Source organism: Paraburkholderia sp. HC6.4b (genome assembly GCF_014200875.1).
Taxonomy (GTDB): Bacteria; Pseudomonadota; Gammaproteobacteria; order Burkholderiales; family Burkholderiaceae; genus Paraburkholderia; species Paraburkholderia tuberum.
Map to the genome: position 1 here is coordinate 1 of NZ_JACHDC010000042.1, position 16,815 is coordinate 16,815.

Here is a 16,815-nt window from a genome sequence, read left to right on the forward strand (position 1 = left end):
TCCGCACCACAGGCCGGATATAAGTCTGCAACCTCATCCTGTCCGTCACACACCGAATATCACCTGGCAAACCGGGAGGCGTCCATATAAGACAGCATGCAGACCTGCCCGTTGCTTCACGCATCGATCGACGCCAGATCAACGAAAAACGCAATGCGACGGATGCAGTGCGTAGCGTCAACACCGTCAACGCGCCCGAGCTCACGCGCCGAGCGCTGGCTGCGCATAGCGATAAGGCTATCGAGCTTCATGGGCTGGCGCGCGCTTGCCAACCTGCTCGCCGCGATTCCCGACAGCAATGACGATTTCGGCGTGTTCTAGGTTCTCAGTCGTGAGCCGCGGGCGAGTCAAGCGGCGCTGAAGGTGCCGGGCTGGTGGCAAGCACCGCGCCGCAAGCCGCCACCAACCCTCTTATCGAGCCGGTTTACTCGTTCTCGTCGAAATAGTGACCCGGGCGAGCTTTCTCGTACAAACCTACGCCAACGCTTACGCCGGACCACTGACTGAGAGGTTGATACCGTCAGCGATACAGTCGGGTCACGGCCTTTTTCAACGCGATCAACCCTGAGCCACGGTTCGAGCTTCTCTGACCACAACGACGACTTTTAAGGTACAACCACGCCACTTGCCTAACGGAGCCGGCCGGCGGGTGGTCTTGAGGTTTGTTCGACGCCTGCCCATCGCCGCGGACTCACGAGCGCGTGAAGTCGCACGTTGGTTGTATTGGGGGTGAGGTCCAGATTACTACGGTCATCCGGCATCCATCACAATGCACGTTTTGTCCGGGTGAACGCGTTTGGGACGCAGCTAGTATCCAATCGCCGCACATCCTGTGGGACCGCCTTCACGTCAGTTGCGATTTTGCCTGTCGCCATCAGCGCCCTTTTCGCTGAGGGTTTGGTCTACATCTTCTCCTTCACACCGGAACGAATCAGCCACCAGTTCACAGGGTAGCTCGTTACGAAGCCCGCGAGCATGGCGATCTGCATGGCGAACCAGAACTCCGAACTTGTCACGTTCGCGATGCCGCCAAAAACCGGCTTGAACCATAAGAACTGAATGGTCGCCATTGCTCCATACATGCCAATCTGCCACGCGGTTATCGAGGCAATATCCGCTTTGACTGCAGCGATCACGCCCTGTCCAATTGACAGGTCGCGCATCGGCTTGATGGTGAAGTACTGAAAACCGATTCCTAGCAGAAAGGCGATCATGAAGTCTGGGATCCAGACGGCAAAAGTTTTCTCGTTGAATACGCTGTGCCATCCGAACCACACCGCCAACCCTGGAAACGCAAACGCTGACCATTCGACAACAATGTCGCCGAGTGTGCAACCAGCGCCGCAATGACTAGTGCCTTTCATCACGATCACTGTGAACGGTTGCGTTTTATCGCCAGCTTCGGCGGCGAGCACGTTGCGTCCCCATGCATAATAGGCAGCAAGCCAGAGAACTGTGCCGAATAGCGTGGTCAGCGGCCAAACCAGGCTCATGATCCACATCTTCTGCGGATGTCTTACCTCGTCAGTCACAATGATGGCGGCACACACCACGCCTAACACAATCCAGGCGATCGACAGACTATGGAGCCAGGCTGGAAAAGTACCGTAAGTCATCGTTGGTCTTGAAAGGCTTTGCACTGATAGCGCACAGAAGAGCAACTGCCGTTCCGGCTCTGCAAGATTGGCTGATGAACAACGGCTCGATTCGGGCAGACGCCGGGTTACCGGTCTCCTGATGACCAAGCGAGATTCCACGTCAACCGAACGGTCGCGATGCATCGTTAAGCACGTCGTTTGTCGTGGACCGTTTGTCGTGAACACTTGTAACGTCGACCGATGTAGGCTTAACGCATGGAAAACGCGCCGATCCTGGGCAGCTTGGACAATATTTCGCCGGGGCGCGAAAAAGACGATCTGAGGATAGCGACGATGACAGCGCTCTGACCACGTAACGTCAATCAGATAGCCCTCCGCAATTGCCCATCGGGTTTTTCCAATCGTTTCTGTGAAACCGACCTTCTCTGAACCCTGCGTCGCACGACGTGCCCATTTGCGGTGCTGCGACGCGCATGCCAGCGTCGCCGCCCGAAGCTAACGGCTGCAGACCTGTAAGTTGTGCGAGCTTCGCGATGCGGACCTGGACCCTTATCTACCCAGGGACTGCTCTGTCGATAGGCTCCTGTTCGCAGTGATCTCCCGCTCGGCACGTTGCCCGGGCCATCGGTCAGAATCACAAGAAGTGAGTTTGGCCTCGCGTTGGCGCGGCCTCCGAAACGCTCCGACAGATCAAACCAGCAGGTCGAGCGATCGACTCTGCCGTCAGAGGAGCGACCGCGCCACCTGTCTCGACTTTAATCCGGCGTGCGTCTCCGGCCCGCGCTGTGCGAGTGGCGAGAGGTCGCGCCGGTTCAGAACAGTTGGTGCAACAGAAAACACCTTACATCGGCATCCCATCTCAAGTCGCGCCAGCTCATTCCTGTCTTTTCACCGCGCTATTACGCGTATTGCGTTCGATCGCTGTGAGCAGTAGCAGCAAAGTCAGGAAACCTGTCAACGCGAGAAGAATTCCCAGCGACGAACCGAACTGAGCGTTTTTGCCCTCTGCCGCCTGAACGGCGCTTTGGGCCGCATCAATCCGCCCAATCTTGACACGGGCATACTGATCCATGGCCGCTGCAACATACCGCTCGCGGTTGTCCCATTCCCACGTAGCAGCGTGCTGCCCGGCAGCCGCAACGACGTCGGACAGTTCATCCAGGAACTGCTGTCGGTCGGCTTGGGGAATACGCTCGAGCCACGCCTTGAGCAGCGGTTGGCTTGCATTATTCTGGTTCAACAGGGCATTAAGCGGAGCGGGGATAATTAATCCCGCGGCGCCAGCGACATCCGCCATGGCGTTGCCGTTCGCGCTGCCGATCTTCAGACCGTCGTTGGCCGCCTCCGAACCGGCTATCGAAGAGAGTACCTCGCTCGCGCTGACGGGCGGATCTGTGATAACAGCTGCCGTCCTCGGAACGCCAAGCGCAAACATTAATGCGATCATCGCCAGGATGGCGCCAACTAGCGCGATCAGACATAGCACGCGCGCCATGCCCAATAGACGCTTTTCGATTCTGTCTGCGATCCCCATATGAACTCCGTCGATGTCTGTTCGACCTACCGTCGCCTTTGCCTCACGGCTTGCGCAGATAACGCTCCGAGAGCGCCTCGTACAGCGGTGGCGCAAAAAAGCGCGAGACGCGACTCGCGATGAGCGCCGTGGCCATCAGCGAGATAACGAGCGCGTGCCCGTTGATCATCTCGATGACGATCACGAACGCCGTGATTGGGCTCTGGGTGACCGCCGCCAGATAGCCGACCATGCCGAGCGCGATGAGCATCGGAAGCTGGATCTGCGAGAACGCCATGTGAACGGTGTTGCCGATGCCAGCCCCGATCGCGAGCGACGGGGCGAACAGGCCTCCGGGCGCGCCTGGCAGATACGACCCCACCATCGAGACCATCTTCAGGAGCGGGTATGCCGCGCTGACATGCGCGCTGCCTTCCAGCATGCTCCGCGCTTCGGCATAGCCGCTGCCAAATGTATGGCCATTGGCGCTCACGCCGACGACCGCAATGACCAGGCCGCATAGCGCGCCGAATAGCACAGGCCGCTTCACGCGCAGTTCGAGCAGAACTTCGGGCATCCAGCGCTTCGTGTTGAGCAACAGCCAGCAGAAGCATCCCCCTAGCGCGCCCGCAAGGACACCGATCAGCACTACGGCGAGGCTAATCCATCGGGGCAATCCCGACCCGATATCGATCGTGCCGAAATACACATAGTTTCCCTGAAGCCCAAGTGAAACGACGCCAGCGAAGATGATTGCCGTGATCAGCACGCCGCTCGCGCGCTCCTCGAAGCTGCGCATGAGTTCCTCAATGGCGAACACCACGCCTGCGAGCGGAGCATTGAATGCCGCCGACAAACCGGCGGCCGCACCCGCGAGCGCGAGTCTGCGCTCCAGCACGCCCGGCCGGATCGCCAGAAAACGCCTCGGGTAAAAGCGCCTCAGGCTGAACATCAGGGCGGCGCCAACATGAATGGTCGGACCTTCGCGGCCGATGGTAAAGCCACCGAGCAGGGCCAGGAACGAGACCAGAATCTTTCCAACGAGAATACGCAGTGTAAGCAGCCGCGGCCCGAGTTCGTTCGGCCCGTGCAGCATGGCGATCACCTGGGGGATACCGCTGCCCTCGGAACCGTCAAAGAAGCGCCGTGTAAGCCACACCGTAACGGCGCCGGTTGCGGGCGCCACAATCAGAGGCAGCCAGAACCGGTCAGCCGCATAGCGAAGGAATACCGCGTAGCCGAAATCGATCAGCTTCGCGTAAAGCACCGCGACCAGGCCTACGGCGATCGCCCCCAACCAGAACACGCCATAGTGGAGCCATAACCGGTTGATGCGCTGCAGCTTTCGACGGTCCATCAGCGCGAGAATTCGCACGATCTGTTCCCCTGTTTTTCTTCTGGGTGTTTTCCGGCGACGCCCTCACCGGCTGCATTTCGCGCCAGAAGCGCGACTCAGGCTTTCCGCGGTGACGGAACCTTCATATTGAACGCGATTGCGAGCCAGCACAATATGAGCCCGGAGCACGCGTAAAACACCGCGTTCGCGCCATCGTGTTTTAGAAGCCAGCCGCCGACCACGCCGCCGAGGGCAAGGCCGATCGACTGCGTGGTGTTGTATACGCCCGTGGCCGCACCCTTCCGATCGCCCGGCGCGAGCTTCGAGACGAGCGAGGGCTGCGACGCTTCGAGGATGTTAAAGCCGAGGAAATACACGAACAGGACGGCGGGCACGATAACGAGTGTATGTTCGAGCGAGCCAAGCAATAGCTGGCCAATGAGGATCAGACCGATTGCAGAGACGACGACGGCCTTCATTTTCCCCCGCTTCTCCGCGGCAATGATGGCCGGCACCATCATGACGAACGCAATACCCATGACCGGCAGATAGACCTTCCAGTGCAACGAGACCGGCAGCCCTGCGTCGACGAGCAGGCGAGGCACCACAAGGAACAGCGCCGTTTGCGTGGCGTGCAGTACGAGCACGCCGAAGTTCAGGCGCAGCAGCTCGACGTTGTGGAGCACTTCGGCAAATGGCGCCCGCAAATGGACGGGCCGGTTCGGCGAATCCGGCACGACCCAGATCACCACGCCCACCGCGAGAATCGAGAGCGCGCCGACCAGCGAGAACAGGCCGCTCATCCCGAGCCAGTGGAACACCAGAGGCGCACCCACGATCGCCACCGCAAAGGAAATGCCGATCGAGGCCCCCACCATCGCCATTGCTTTTGTGCGGTGCTGCTCGGCAGTGAGGTCGGCAATAAAAGCGAGCACCGCGGAGGAAATGGCGCCCATTCCCTGGATCACGCGACCGACGATTATCCACACAATATCGTGCGCCCCCGCGGCGACGAAGCTGCCGATCGCAAATATTACGAGACCCGTCGCGATAACTGGCTTGCGGCCAACCTTGTCGGAAACCCAGCCGTAGAAGATATAGAAAAGCGATTGAGTGACGCCGTACGCCCCCAGCGCGATGCCGACCAGCAGGACATTGTCGCCGCCGGGAATGGTTTTCGCATACACCGAAAACACCGGCATGATCATGAAGAGACCGAGCATGCGCAGTGCAAAGATCGCTGCGAGCGACAGCGTCGCTCGCAGCTCGAGCGCACTCATGCGCGAGCGGGAAGTGGCCGATGTGGAAGTTGCGCTCATATCGTGTAAAAAAAAACCCAGCAGTCGCTGGGTGAAGATAGCTGCCGATGCTGCAGTCGGACGTGCTTGACCGGCAAGCTGAGGACACGTCGAAGTCACGCGATTCCGCGCCGCACCCGCTGAACGCCTGGTGCAATATTATGGCACGACATGACATTTTTCAGAATTTAGACGCGAAAACTTAAACGAAACTTAAAACCCGGCCCGTGAGCCCTCGCTCGTGTCGCGCGCGGCACCGCCGCCCGCACGCCGATGGGCATGCGCGATTTACCGCTCCCGCAGATTACGTCGGATCGCAATCATTTCGCTTCGCGACATGTCGAGAATTATTGGTCCGATGCGGCAGGTCGCTAATAAATGATGCGTCGGCGCTGGGTTCGATGCGCGTGGCGACGATGATCCTTTGAACGTCAGGTCGCATCTGCAGACTTATCGCGTCTATCCCCTGGAACGCCCTTGCGCTGACAACGGCATCGGCGCTGTCTCGCGATAACGAGAAGACATGCGCCTGCGCCGCAGCGCTCCAACGGTCTAAATACCCCAGAGAATATCGTCGCCATGGCGATGGGCCTCGCGCATCATGTCGAGCAATGGCCAGGCGCGATGTTCGACGGTCGCGGCCGCACTGTTTGAACTATGGTCGTTCGGCACGTGATGGAGGACGTTGAGGGCTAATTCAGTGCGTGCCTGATCTTCGATAGCGCGTTCAAGCCGCGTTATCACCGTACCCAGTTCGTCGTGGCTGATGACGCCACGAGTGGCGACTTGCTTACCAATGGCTGCGAGGAGATATTCCGCGAGGTTCCGCAGCATGACGACGTCCGGAGTTGAACGGCACTTGAACGTAACAAGCATACAGACCTCTCCGCGAAGGACAACTGTGCCGTTGCGACGGCCGCCGAGACGGCCGCCTGATGCAATCGACGCTTATAAGCAGCAATGAGGCTTGCGCCAATCTCGATATCCAAAGTGTAGGCCAATATGTCACATTGTGCTATATAAAGATCAGATGCGCGGAGCGTACCTTACCGGCGCGCAGGCAGGTCGATATGAATCTGACTCGCGGGCAGCGCTCATTGGCTGCGCACGACGTTCGTTGTGTCGTGGCATAAGCGGAGGCAATAAATGCCATGATCGACTGCTCTTTGGGGGCGTGATGACCCTCCAGAATAAGCTAAGGCTAAATTGTCCCTCTGTACCGCCAGGGACGCTTTCGCATCGCGGACAGATTCATCGTGCGCTCGCGGACGAGGCGGGATGCTCGGCAGGCTTCGAAGCCATTTGTGCGGTTTGTGCGTGCTGAGGAATGGCGTCCAGGTCGACCCAGTCATACCGCACGCTCGCCACCGCCTGCCGGAGGGCGTCATTTGCTTGATAGTACTGGTGATGAGAGATCAGCCTCGCAGCGTCATTGACGTCCGCGATCACCAGTTTTAGCGGAACGAGTTCCATGGTGTAGGCAACGTTAATATTCGCGACCTTCAGGGCGTTGAGCGCCTGATCCCGCTGACCTTGCTTGATGTGCTCATTCGCGGATGCCACCGCTTTGGATTTCTCGGAAGACTGGGCGAGATTGTCGGTGATAGTTACGTCAGCGCCAACTGGAAGCCACATCAACTCCTGCGAAGCGCGAGCGACGTCCGCCTGGACATGCGGCGCGCTGGAAGCCGTGGGTGGAAGTTTCAAGTCTTTTTCAGCCTTGGTAAAAGCAGTATTGTCAGCCTGCGCTTCCTGCAGTGATTTCTGGGCGGCTTTTACAAGCGTGGCGGCCTCCGAACCGTTACCGTTGAAGATTGCGAGCCGCGCAAGTTCGATCTGCTGGAAGGCCTCGTTTCCTTTCCCCGAGACTTTGCCCATGTCCGACGCGACGGCCCGCGGGGACTCGGCGGCCTGCACGGTCGCACCACAATAGGCGGCGGAGAGCAACGCGCACATGACAGCGATAACCTGATGCCTTTTCATGGTTCATTCTCCTTAGCGAGTGTCCAGTTCCAGACGTCGCATGCGGCTTTGCGCGCTCACATCGGCGGCGCATATGGCATGCGAGACTTTCACAGGGCTTGAACTTCGAACAGTTGACGCTTTAAAGCTAGGCCGTGGTGCTTAAAGGACGCTTAAGAAGGAGCCATCCGGACGCAAGGCGGCAGCACTGGGTAGTGCGAAGAACCGGACCTCGCCAGTTAGCGTTCGCATGATGTGGTAGCAGCGCGAAGCGACCACAGCCGCTTCTGATGTGCAATGACGTCAGGTTCATCGCACATACTCGTGATCATCGGCGTTAGAGGGCGCTCATTCTGCCCTTCGCTTCCGGTTAGACAAGTCTTGCTCGATCTCCGCTCATTACATGAGCGCGACTCCCTGACCAGATCTCACCGTTGGAAGTCTGGCTTGCAGTTCAGGCGGGTACTCGGGTAGTCCCTTCAAGCGCCCCGCTAACGGATCGAGCTTCCGTTGACTCCTCCCTCGCTGAACGATGGCGTTGCCAGTCAACTCGTCGCGTCCATTCGCTCCATCATTGCTCGCGTCTGCTCGACGCGCAACGCGCAGCGCATTGCGAGCCTCATCACGATCACGCTCCAGAGCGCCACTAGAAGAATGTCCCAACCGAATCCGATCACACCGAGTCCGCCACCGATGCCGCCGAGCCACGACAATAACCAGATGCCCCCAAACCACGGCAACAGCCACGCAATGTTGTTCCAGCCGAAGTCTTTCGCAGCTTTGCGCAAGACGATGTGGTAGTACGCCGCGTAGAGTACGAAACCGATCGCCACCAGCGCAAACAGAAAGGTGTTCGTTGCAAAGCCAGTCCAATATATTACGAGGTTGCTGCAGATAAATGCGGCTGGCGCCAGTACGGGCGCGGCCCACATGCGAAATGGACGATGCAGTTCCGGAAGGTTACGGCGTAACACCAGCAACGCGATCGGACCAAGACCATATGTCAGCACCGTAACCGACGTAATGTAGTCGACCATCTTCTGCCATGCAGGAAACGGCAGCAGGAAAATGGTGCCAACCACCCACATCACGAGAACCGCCAGCCATGGCACCTTGTTGCGGTTCAGCTTTGTCAGCACGCGGGGACCGGCCTCCATTTCGCCCGTAGCAAAGAGGACGCGCGATCCGCCGGTGACATACATCAGCCCCGTGCCTCCAGGCGATATATAGGCGTCGATATAGAGAAGCGTCGCCATCCAGCCGAGCCCGAGCGTCGCGGCAAGTCCAGCGAACGGTCCCATTTCCCCCTTGAAGCTGAGGTGTGCCCATCCGTGCGCGAGATCGACCGGCGACAGCGCCCAGATAAAGGCCACTTGCAACATGATGTAAACCACTGCAGCGAGCACAACCGAGCCAATCACGGCTAGCGGAATGTCGCGATGTGGATTGGCCGTTTCGCCGCCGAGGTCGATCGCAGTACGGAAGCCCAAATAGCTGAAAACGATACCTGCTGCGGGAAGTGCCGTGAACATGCCGGAGAGCTTGTAGGTGTCAGGCGCCGCACGCACGACATCCCAGTGGGTGCTCGCTGCCATCAAGCCAACGATGGTCAGTATCGGTACCAGAATTTTCCACCACGTAATGGTTGAATTGACGTTGAGCAGCCATCTGATCACCATCAGATTCAGCAGCGCGGTGATTCCGAGCAAACCGGCGCACACGAAGAAGCCCGCCAAACTCAGCACCCCGGCGGAGCCAGGACGGATCAGCCATGGCAGATAGTTGCTTGCATAAGTGACGATTGCTTCGGCTTCGACTGCAGGCACCGGGACATAGGCGAGGAAGAGCAGCCAGCACCACAACCTTCCAAGTCCGTCGCCATGGCTCGCGTGGCTCATATGAACCAGCGCCCCACTACGAGGAAAAACGGCGGCAAGCTCCGCGAAACATAGCGCAATCAGCATGATGATGACAGCGCCAAGCGCCCAACTGCCTATGCTCAACGGACCGGCTATTCTCGATGCATGGTAGGCGCCGAACAGCCACCCTGAACCAATCATGCTAGTGGTGCTTGCGAACAGCAACCCCACTATCCCAGCATCGCGACGCAGTTTTCCCGATAGCGTCAGGTCGGAAATCGTGCTCATTTCTGGTCTCCTTGCGCCTGCCCCGGAGTTCGGTTTTTGAACCGGCGTTGCGCGAAAGAGGCGGTGCGCATCCGCGCACCGTCATACATGAACGGCTCACCCTGAACGCTTCGACCGCAAAGACGGCGATAAAATTCCCGCCGTGAACCGAAGCAACAATTAAAGGGCTTGGAAATGCCTGTGCGCTTCGACGAGCGTTAGTTCACACTGTGCCATTTCAAATTCGTGCATGGCTTCATGCGATTCAAGCATCGTCGAGCATGCGCCAATCGCTCGCACTGGCCCCGGCCAGAGTACGCACACGAGCTTCGTCGCGCGCAAGTTCTCGCGCGGATCCGGAAAAAACGACCCGACCATCGTCCAGCACGCAAGCCGCGTCGGCAATCTCGACAGCCGCTCGAACGTTCTGCTCAACAAGAAGCACCGACATGCCTTCGGCGCGCATTCTGACGATAACATCAAACACTTCCCGCACCATCAGCGGTGCGAGACCTTGAGACGGCTCATCGAGAAGCAGTACGCGTGGGTTGAGCAGCAGGCCGCGTGCGATCGCGAGCATTTCCTGCTCCCCTCCGGAGAGTTGCCGGCCCTTGCTGTTCCGACGCTCGCGTAACCGGGGAAAAAGCTCAAACACACGTGCGATCGTCCAAGGACCGGTGCGCCCGTTGGGCACAAGCAGATTTTCTTCCACGCTGAGACCCGCGAATATGCGCCTACCCTCCGGCACATATCCGACACCGAGCGACGCGACCCGGTCTGGCGGCCAGCCGGTCGTTTCGCGGCCTAGAATGCTCACCCTTCCCGCGCGTGGCCGGGTCAATCCCATCAGGCTTCGCATGGTTGTCGTCTTGCCGGCGCCGTTGCGCCCTACCAGGGCGACAATCTGGCCGTCGTCAACGTCCACCGATACGCCATGCAGAATGTGGCTCTTGCCGTACCAGGTCTGCAGTCCCTCGGCAACCAGGGCACTCATTTTGCTGTTCCCAGATAGGCTGCTTGCACGGCTTGATTGCCGGTGATTTCTTCCGGCGTTCCTTCTGCCAGAATCCTGCCTTCGGCGAGCACCATGATGCGCTGTGCCAGCTGGAAGATGACGCGCATGTCGTGCTCGATCAGAATCATCGTCAGCGATCGATCGCGGTGCAGGCGTCGTATCAGTCGCGTCACGTCGTAGGTTTCCTGATCTCCCATCCCCGCGGTCGGTTCGTCGAGGAGCAGGAGCCTGGGTTCGAGTGCGAGCGACATGATGATTTCCGTGGCTCGCTGGTCGCCAAGCGACAGCTCGCCCACCAACCGGCGCGCACGCTGCTCGAGTCCGCCGAGCACGAGCAATTCTTCCAGCCGCTGGTTGACGGTCGCGCGCGCCGCCCTCGATAGCCACGGCGAGAGCCTGTGCCCGGCCCGAAGTTCGACCGGAATCCGCAGATTATCGCGAACGGACAACTCAGGAAAAACTTCCGTAATCTGGAAAGTCCGCGCCATTCCCATGGCAACGCGGCGATGAGGCGCAAGCCGGGTCACGTCGCGTCCGTCGAACACGATACGCCCCGACGTAGGCGGAAAGAACCCACTGATCAGATTGAAGAACGTCGTCTTTCCTGCACCGTTAGGTCCAATTACCGCGCGAAGCTCACCGGCTTCCACAGTCAGGCAAACATCGCTAACCGCGCGAAGATTGCCGAACCGGTGAGATACGTGATCGACTACGAGCAGGCTCATGACCGCCCCCCGCCCGTCCGGATGCCCAGCACGCCACGGGGAAAAAACAGAACGACGAGGATGAACAGCAGGCCGATAAACGACATCCAGTTCTCAGTCCGTGTGGAGATGTAATCCTGAACCAGCACGAAGACGGCCGCGCCGATCAGCGGTCCCCACAACGAGCGCATTCCCCCCAGCACGGCCATGATCACAAAATCGCCTGACTGGTCCCACCGCAGATCATGCGGATCGGCGAAGTTGTTGAGCAGCGCGTACAAGGTACCGGCAAAACTCACGAAAAAGCAGGAGATCACGAACGACAGCCAGATATGCTGCTCCACCGGCAGCCCCAGGAAGCGCGCCCGTTTTTCGTTCTCGCGTATCGCCAGAAGCGTACGGCCAAACGGAGAGCGCAACAGCGCAGTCATGACGCCAACCGACACGGCAAAGCAAAGCAGAACGAAATAGTAAAACACGGTGCTGTTGCCAAGAATGTCGATTCTCTGCTGGCCAAAGTGGAGAGGCATGCGATGCCATCCGGAGAGTCCATCGTCGCCGCCAGTCACGGCGTTCCAGCGAAAGGCGACGAAGTAGAACACCTGGCCGAATGCGATCGTCGCCATCGCGAAATAGACGCCCCGAAGCCTGGCAATCAGCGCGCCGATGAGCGCCGCCGCCAGCGTGCCGGCCGCGACCCCAATGACGATACCAAGCGGCGTATTCGGCACCAGATAACGGATCGTCATACCAACGCCATACGCGCCGAGACCAAAATATGCCGCGTGACCGAACGACAACACGCCTGTAAAACCGAGTAGAAAATTGAGCGCCATCGCCGCCAATGCCATTACTACTACGCGTGTACCAAGTGCCGTATAGCCGCCGAGCCAGGTGATCCAGTACGGCATGGCTGCGAGCGCCAGCCAGACCGCCGCATCCCCCGCGAGTTGCAGTGATGATCTCACTGGACCCTCCCTTCCTCACCCAGCAGTCCGCGCGGACGTACGAGCAGCACTAACCCCATCAGGACGTAGATCACGGCTTCGGTCGCGGACGGGAAAAAGACAGAAGTCAGGCCAGAAGCGACGCCAATGAGAATGCCGCCGAGCAGCGTACCCGGCAGGCTGCCCAGTCCCCCGACGATGATCGCAACGAAACTCGGCATAATGAGCGAATCCCCGATTGTCGGTTGCAGTCCGAGCATGCCGGCTGCCAGTACGCCAGCCAGCCCCGCGAGAAAGATGCCGAGGCCGAAATTCATGCTGCGAAGCCACCGTACATTCACGCCCAGTGTCGCGACCGTTTCGAGGTCTCCGACACCAGCGCGGATACGAATGCCGGATCGAGTGAACTTCAGGAACATGAAGAGCGCCGCCACGACGATCACAACCAGTACGACCATGAACACACGATAGCCCGTTAGAAAGAAGAACGAGGACGTCAATGGCCGGTTCAGCGCGTCCGGAATCTGGTATGGCAATGTCTGAGGCCCCCAGATATAGCGGCTACCGTCCTGCAGCAGAAACGCGAGCCCGAACGTGAGCAGCAGACTGTATAGGGGATCTCTTCCATACAGCCGGCGAATCAGTACCCGCTCGATCAGCAGTCCGAGAGCAGCCGTCAGCAAGGGTGCAATAACAAGCGCCGCCCAAAAGCCGACATACGGCATGATCGTGTAGGCGAGGTAAGCGCCGATTGCCAGGAATCCGCCGTGCGCGAAGTTGATGACACCGCTCAGATTCAGGATCAGCGACAGGCCAAGCGCCATCAGCGCGTAAAACGCGCCAATGACGATACCGTTGAAAACGTTGAACAGGATCAGTTGCGTCATACCGTTACCTGTGCTGCCGACGTCCGCTTCCGATGTCCCGGCTCATCGGTCGCGCGGCCGTTGCGGCAGCGCGACATCATTAGGCACTCAGCCCCCTGTCTGGCTCCCCGAACCGGTCATGCCCATGTGAGACGGCAGCCGGTTTCGCCGACCGGCAGCGCCGCGTCGATGCCCTTTACCAGCTGATCGACGTGGAATAGATCATCAGGTCTAGGTCCCTGCGCTACCGCATGTCCCACATAGAGATCCGGCATGAGCTGATGGTTGCCGGCCCGATAGAACGGTGTGTCCGGCATCAGCCCTACGTCCGGCGGCAACTTGAAGCCTTCGAGCGCCCGTGCCAGTTTCACCGCGTCAAGCGTCTTCTCCTGATTAGCGACGAGTGCAACGCTATTGACAGCGACGTGCCCGAACCAGTGTCTGGCAGTCGGCACTCTCCCGGCCTTCTTACGGATGCCGGCCACGTATTCCGCTACGTGGGGTACGTTGGGCTGGTCCCAGTACCATTCGAATACCCACGTACCGATTCGCGCATCCGGCGGCAAGCCCTCGAGCACCTCCAGTTCCTGCTGCGCCCCGGCGATGTGGAAACGCTTGTTAAGGCCGAACTGCACCGCCTGCTTAAGCGAATTGACAGCATCCTGACCTGCGGTAAGAAACAGGATGACGTCAGGATCGGCAGCCTGCGCCTTGATCAAATATGACGAATAGTCGGTGGTGCCAAGCGGCGCCAACGCGGCTCCAGCCTCCACCCCTCCGAACTTCTTCAGGCTCGCCTCGAAGCCGAGTTGCAAGGTGTGGCCAAATGCGTAATCGGGGGTGATGAAAAACCATTTTTTTCCGTACCGGTCGAACAGGACCTTCGATACCGAGTTGGTTTCCATCCTCGTCGTATTGCAGACCCGAAAGACGTTCCAGTGACAATCTGTACCGGTCACGGCGTCGGTATGCCCACCCGTCACGATATGCAGTGTTTTCAATTCGTTTGAAACCTGCCCGATCGCAAGCGCCATAGCCGAGTTGACATTGCCAAGCAGGAAGTCCACCTTGTCACGTTCGATCAGCTTGCGCGCCTTCTGTACAGCAGCGCCAGTATCCGCGCTGGTGGAATCCTCCACGATGAGCTGAACCGGACGACCCAATATGCCCCCGCGCGCATTGATCTGATCGATCGCGTATTCGCAACCCATTTGCTCGTTCTTGCCGAGTTCGGCATAGGTACCTGTCAAAGGATCGTCGAGCCCGAATTTGATTGGAACCTCTCCGCGCGCCTTGATGATGAAGGGTGCGCCGATCTGCGCAATTCCGGCTGCGGCAGCAGCCTTCAGTACGAGCCGGCGATGCCGTCGGCCCGCGGTCGATAGTCTTCCCATTTCGGTCTCCCACAGAATGGACACGTCCGAGCAATGCTCGCGCTCTCCTCCTGGGAAAGCTGGGTCCGATTTCTACGCTTCGGATTTCCAACGCATATCAAATGTTAGTGCACGATATGACATAATTCCATGAGACGTAACGAAACGTCTGAGTGCCAGCCGGTCTATCGCGGTGATTCAACGCACACCGGCGCGGTGCGCGGGTAAAGCGCTTCAGTAAATGTCCCGGGATGCGCATGAAAGAGACTCGGGAAAACCTCCACTCTGAAGAACCCTTCCTCCATTGAGGCATCTGGAACAACCCCGATGCTCGCGCCGGGTGTTGGGAGATCTGGCAGCATCGTAGGCAGTGGTCGCGCTCGCAACCGATTCGCTTGTCAAAGATTGCGCCAAAGCGAAGGCAAAATTGTGGGACCACATCGGCGTTTCGTGCGCGGCGTCCGTTACAGAGATGGCCGATTTCGAATGGGTGAGCTCCCCTCCGCAATCAGGCAAGACGAGCCACGGCCCTCGCTACCGCGATTGAGTTGATTAATCGAGGCTCGAAGCCCCGAAACCCAACGCGCTGAGTGCGAAACTTCCTGCGCCAAACGCATTACGTGACGGCGTGTACGCATCGTCAAACGCCAGGATTTCGCCGTGCGCTGCCAGCGATATGTCCGCCAAAGAAGACCGGGAATACGGATCGGCGCGCTCCGGATACCATGGTGTCGTTGGAGAGGATACTGCCTCAGAGGTCGAGCCTCTGCTCGAAGACCTCATCTTGGCCCATGGACCAGAGGAATCCAGCGGCACTAACTCGTCCAGCATACGATCACCTGTCATCGCGTTCACGCTGCCGCAAATGGCTGTCGCGACCAACAGCACGGCCTTGGTGAGCTTGCGAAGGAGTTTTGATGAGTCTGGCGCAGACTTCATGAATGATCGCTGTGTCACTTCAGAATTCAGACGTTTGGAACTTGCCGCCTCACGGCACAGTCGCTGCATGATAGCGGGTGGCCTCTGCCAAATAAATCTATGTTTACTCCCTATCTGCGAGTGCAGCGCACCGATGGATCCCGCACCCGGTGCTCCCTATTGATCATCGCGATGACAATCACGAAGGCCTTGCCAACCCGGAGATGACGCCGATCAGCAGCACCGCGACGGCGAGCAGACCGGGCATGTAATTGCCTACTTCGATTGCGCCGTAATGATCACGCCGCTCATGCGTGCGTCGAAGCTGCGGGTCAATTCCTTGATGGCAAAGACCGCGTTCACAAGCGGCGCATTGAACGCCGCCGACAGGCCTGTGGGGGCGCCGGCGAACGCGAGTCTGTGCTCGAGATCGACGCCGCGGATGGTCCGAAATCGCGCGGGATGGAAGTGCCGCAGGTTAAGCATCAGCGATGCGCCGACGTGGATCGTCGGCACGCCGCAATATGTCACAATCTGCATCAATCAGATGCGCTTCCAGCACTGCGACGAGAGCGGTGACCAACGGGCCCACCCAGAAGATTCCATAGTGGAACCAAAGCCGCCGAACATCTTGCGGCGTTCTTCTGTCCAGGACGCGGAAGAAAGTGGCAGACGGTTTCAACGTCAGATAGGGATCAACGCAAAAAAAGCCCACCCGTGAAGCTGGGCGGAGGGGAATCGCCTTCTGTCGCCTGAAAACGAGTGGGCTTGCTGCCGGACCATACGCCATAACATGCAATATCGGCACGCCAGGTCCCACACCACTAGCCCCTAGAATAAGCACGTTGTGACATTTATTCAAGCGATTCCTGCACCTTTTTCGTAAAGCCAGGAAGGGGGAACACGGCAGGAGTTCATTCAGATGACCTTCGCGAGATAACGGCGGCTGCTCCGATGGCGGCATCGCCTGGGAAAATACGGAGGCACACCACGCAAACGCCACATAGACTTCAAGACGTCGCTTCCCTCGACGTACTGCCCTGCTCCACGTCGTCACTTTTCTGGGAGATGGTATGGACGCCTCCCTCCCGCGTCGGATAGGAGAGGCAGTAGGAACGGCGGAGCCCTCGCTATACCCGACGGCATCAGAGTGCCAAAG

The 16,815-nt window shown here is 59.0% G+C and carries 15 protein-coding genes; all 15 read right to left on the reverse strand.

Features of this window, described 5'->3' with window-relative positions:
• Positions 1–116: 116 nt before the first annotated feature.
• Positions 117–251, reverse strand: coding sequence for a hypothetical protein (locus HDG34_RS39715; RefSeq protein ID WP_260321478.1), 135 nt, complete (start codon positions 249–251; stop codon positions 117–119).
• A 651-nt stretch (positions 252–902) separates the two neighbouring features.
• Positions 903–1,616: a DUF4396 domain-containing protein gene (locus HDG34_RS37995; RefSeq protein WP_184068987.1), complete on the reverse strand. Its 714-nt coding sequence runs from the start codon at positions 1,614–1,616 to the stop codon at positions 903–905.
• An 856-nt stretch (positions 1,617–2,472) separates the two neighbouring features.
• Complete coding sequence (locus HDG34_RS38000; protein ID WP_090805940.1) at positions 2,473–3,132, reverse strand: hypothetical protein; 660 nt, start codon at positions 3,130–3,132, stop codon at positions 2,473–2,475.
• 43 nt (positions 3,133–3,175) lie between these two features.
• Positions 3,176–4,468, reverse strand: coding sequence for a chloride channel protein (locus tag HDG34_RS38005; RefSeq protein ID WP_184050100.1), 1,293 nt, complete (start codon positions 4,466–4,468; stop codon positions 3,176–3,178).
• A gap of 95 nt (positions 4,469–4,563) precedes the next feature.
• Positions 4,564–5,727 (reverse strand): MFS transporter, encoded by a 1,164-nt coding sequence (locus HDG34_RS38010; protein WP_184068990.1) that lies wholly within the window; start codon positions 5,725–5,727, stop codon positions 4,564–4,566.
• Between the two features lie 570 nt (positions 5,728–6,297).
• Positions 6,298–6,621, reverse strand: a complete 324-nt coding sequence (locus HDG34_RS38015) for a DUF1840 domain-containing protein (protein WP_090805945.1) — start codon at positions 6,619–6,621, stop codon at positions 6,298–6,300.
• A gap of 375 nt (positions 6,622–6,996) precedes the next feature.
• Positions 6,997–7,728, reverse strand: coding sequence for a YfdX family protein (locus HDG34_RS38020; RefSeq protein WP_184068993.1), 732 nt, complete (start codon positions 7,726–7,728; stop codon positions 6,997–6,999).
• Positions 7,729–8,252: 524 nt separating this feature from the next.
• Positions 8,253–9,854 (reverse strand): APC family permease, encoded by a 1,602-nt coding sequence (locus tag HDG34_RS38025; protein ID WP_184068996.1) that lies wholly within the window; start codon positions 9,852–9,854, stop codon positions 8,253–8,255.
• 244 nt (positions 9,855–10,098) lie between these two features.
• Entirely contained in the window at positions 10,099–10,827 is a 729-nt protein-coding gene (locus HDG34_RS38030; RefSeq protein ID WP_090805950.1) for an ABC transporter ATP-binding protein, read from the reverse strand.
• Complete coding sequence (locus tag HDG34_RS38035; protein WP_184068999.1) at positions 10,824–11,573, reverse strand: ABC transporter ATP-binding protein; 750 nt, start codon at positions 11,571–11,573, stop codon at positions 10,824–10,826. Before HDG34_RS38035 ends, HDG34_RS38030 begins: the two co-directional genes overlap by 4 nt.
• Positions 11,570–12,463, reverse strand: a complete 894-nt coding sequence (locus HDG34_RS38040; RefSeq protein WP_260321477.1) for a branched-chain amino acid ABC transporter permease — start codon at positions 12,461–12,463, stop codon at positions 11,570–11,572. Before HDG34_RS38040 ends, HDG34_RS38035 begins: the two co-directional genes overlap by 4 nt.
• A 53-nt stretch (positions 12,464–12,516) precedes the next feature.
• The gene (locus HDG34_RS38045) at positions 12,517–13,386 is read right to left on the reverse strand and encodes a branched-chain amino acid ABC transporter permease (protein WP_090805954.1); all 870 of its coding nucleotides are present in this window, start codon (positions 13,384–13,386) and stop codon (positions 12,517–12,519) included.
• A 116-nt stretch (positions 13,387–13,502) separates the two neighbouring features.
• Positions 13,503–14,759 carry an ABC transporter substrate-binding protein gene (locus HDG34_RS38050; protein WP_184069005.1) on the reverse strand — a complete coding sequence of 419 codons (1,257 nt, stop codon included), beginning with the start codon at positions 14,757–14,759 and terminating at the stop codon, positions 13,503–13,505.
• 531 nt (positions 14,760–15,290) lie between these two features.
• Positions 15,291–15,677, reverse strand: coding sequence for a hypothetical protein (locus tag HDG34_RS38055; protein ID WP_184069008.1), 387 nt, complete (start codon positions 15,675–15,677; stop codon positions 15,291–15,293).
• Between the two features lie 255 nt (positions 15,678–15,932).
• Positions 15,933–16,196 (reverse strand): chloride channel protein, encoded by a 264-nt coding sequence (locus tag HDG34_RS40010; protein ID WP_311734942.1) that lies wholly within the window; start codon positions 16,194–16,196, stop codon positions 15,933–15,935.
• Positions 16,197–16,815: the final 619 nt, after the last annotated feature.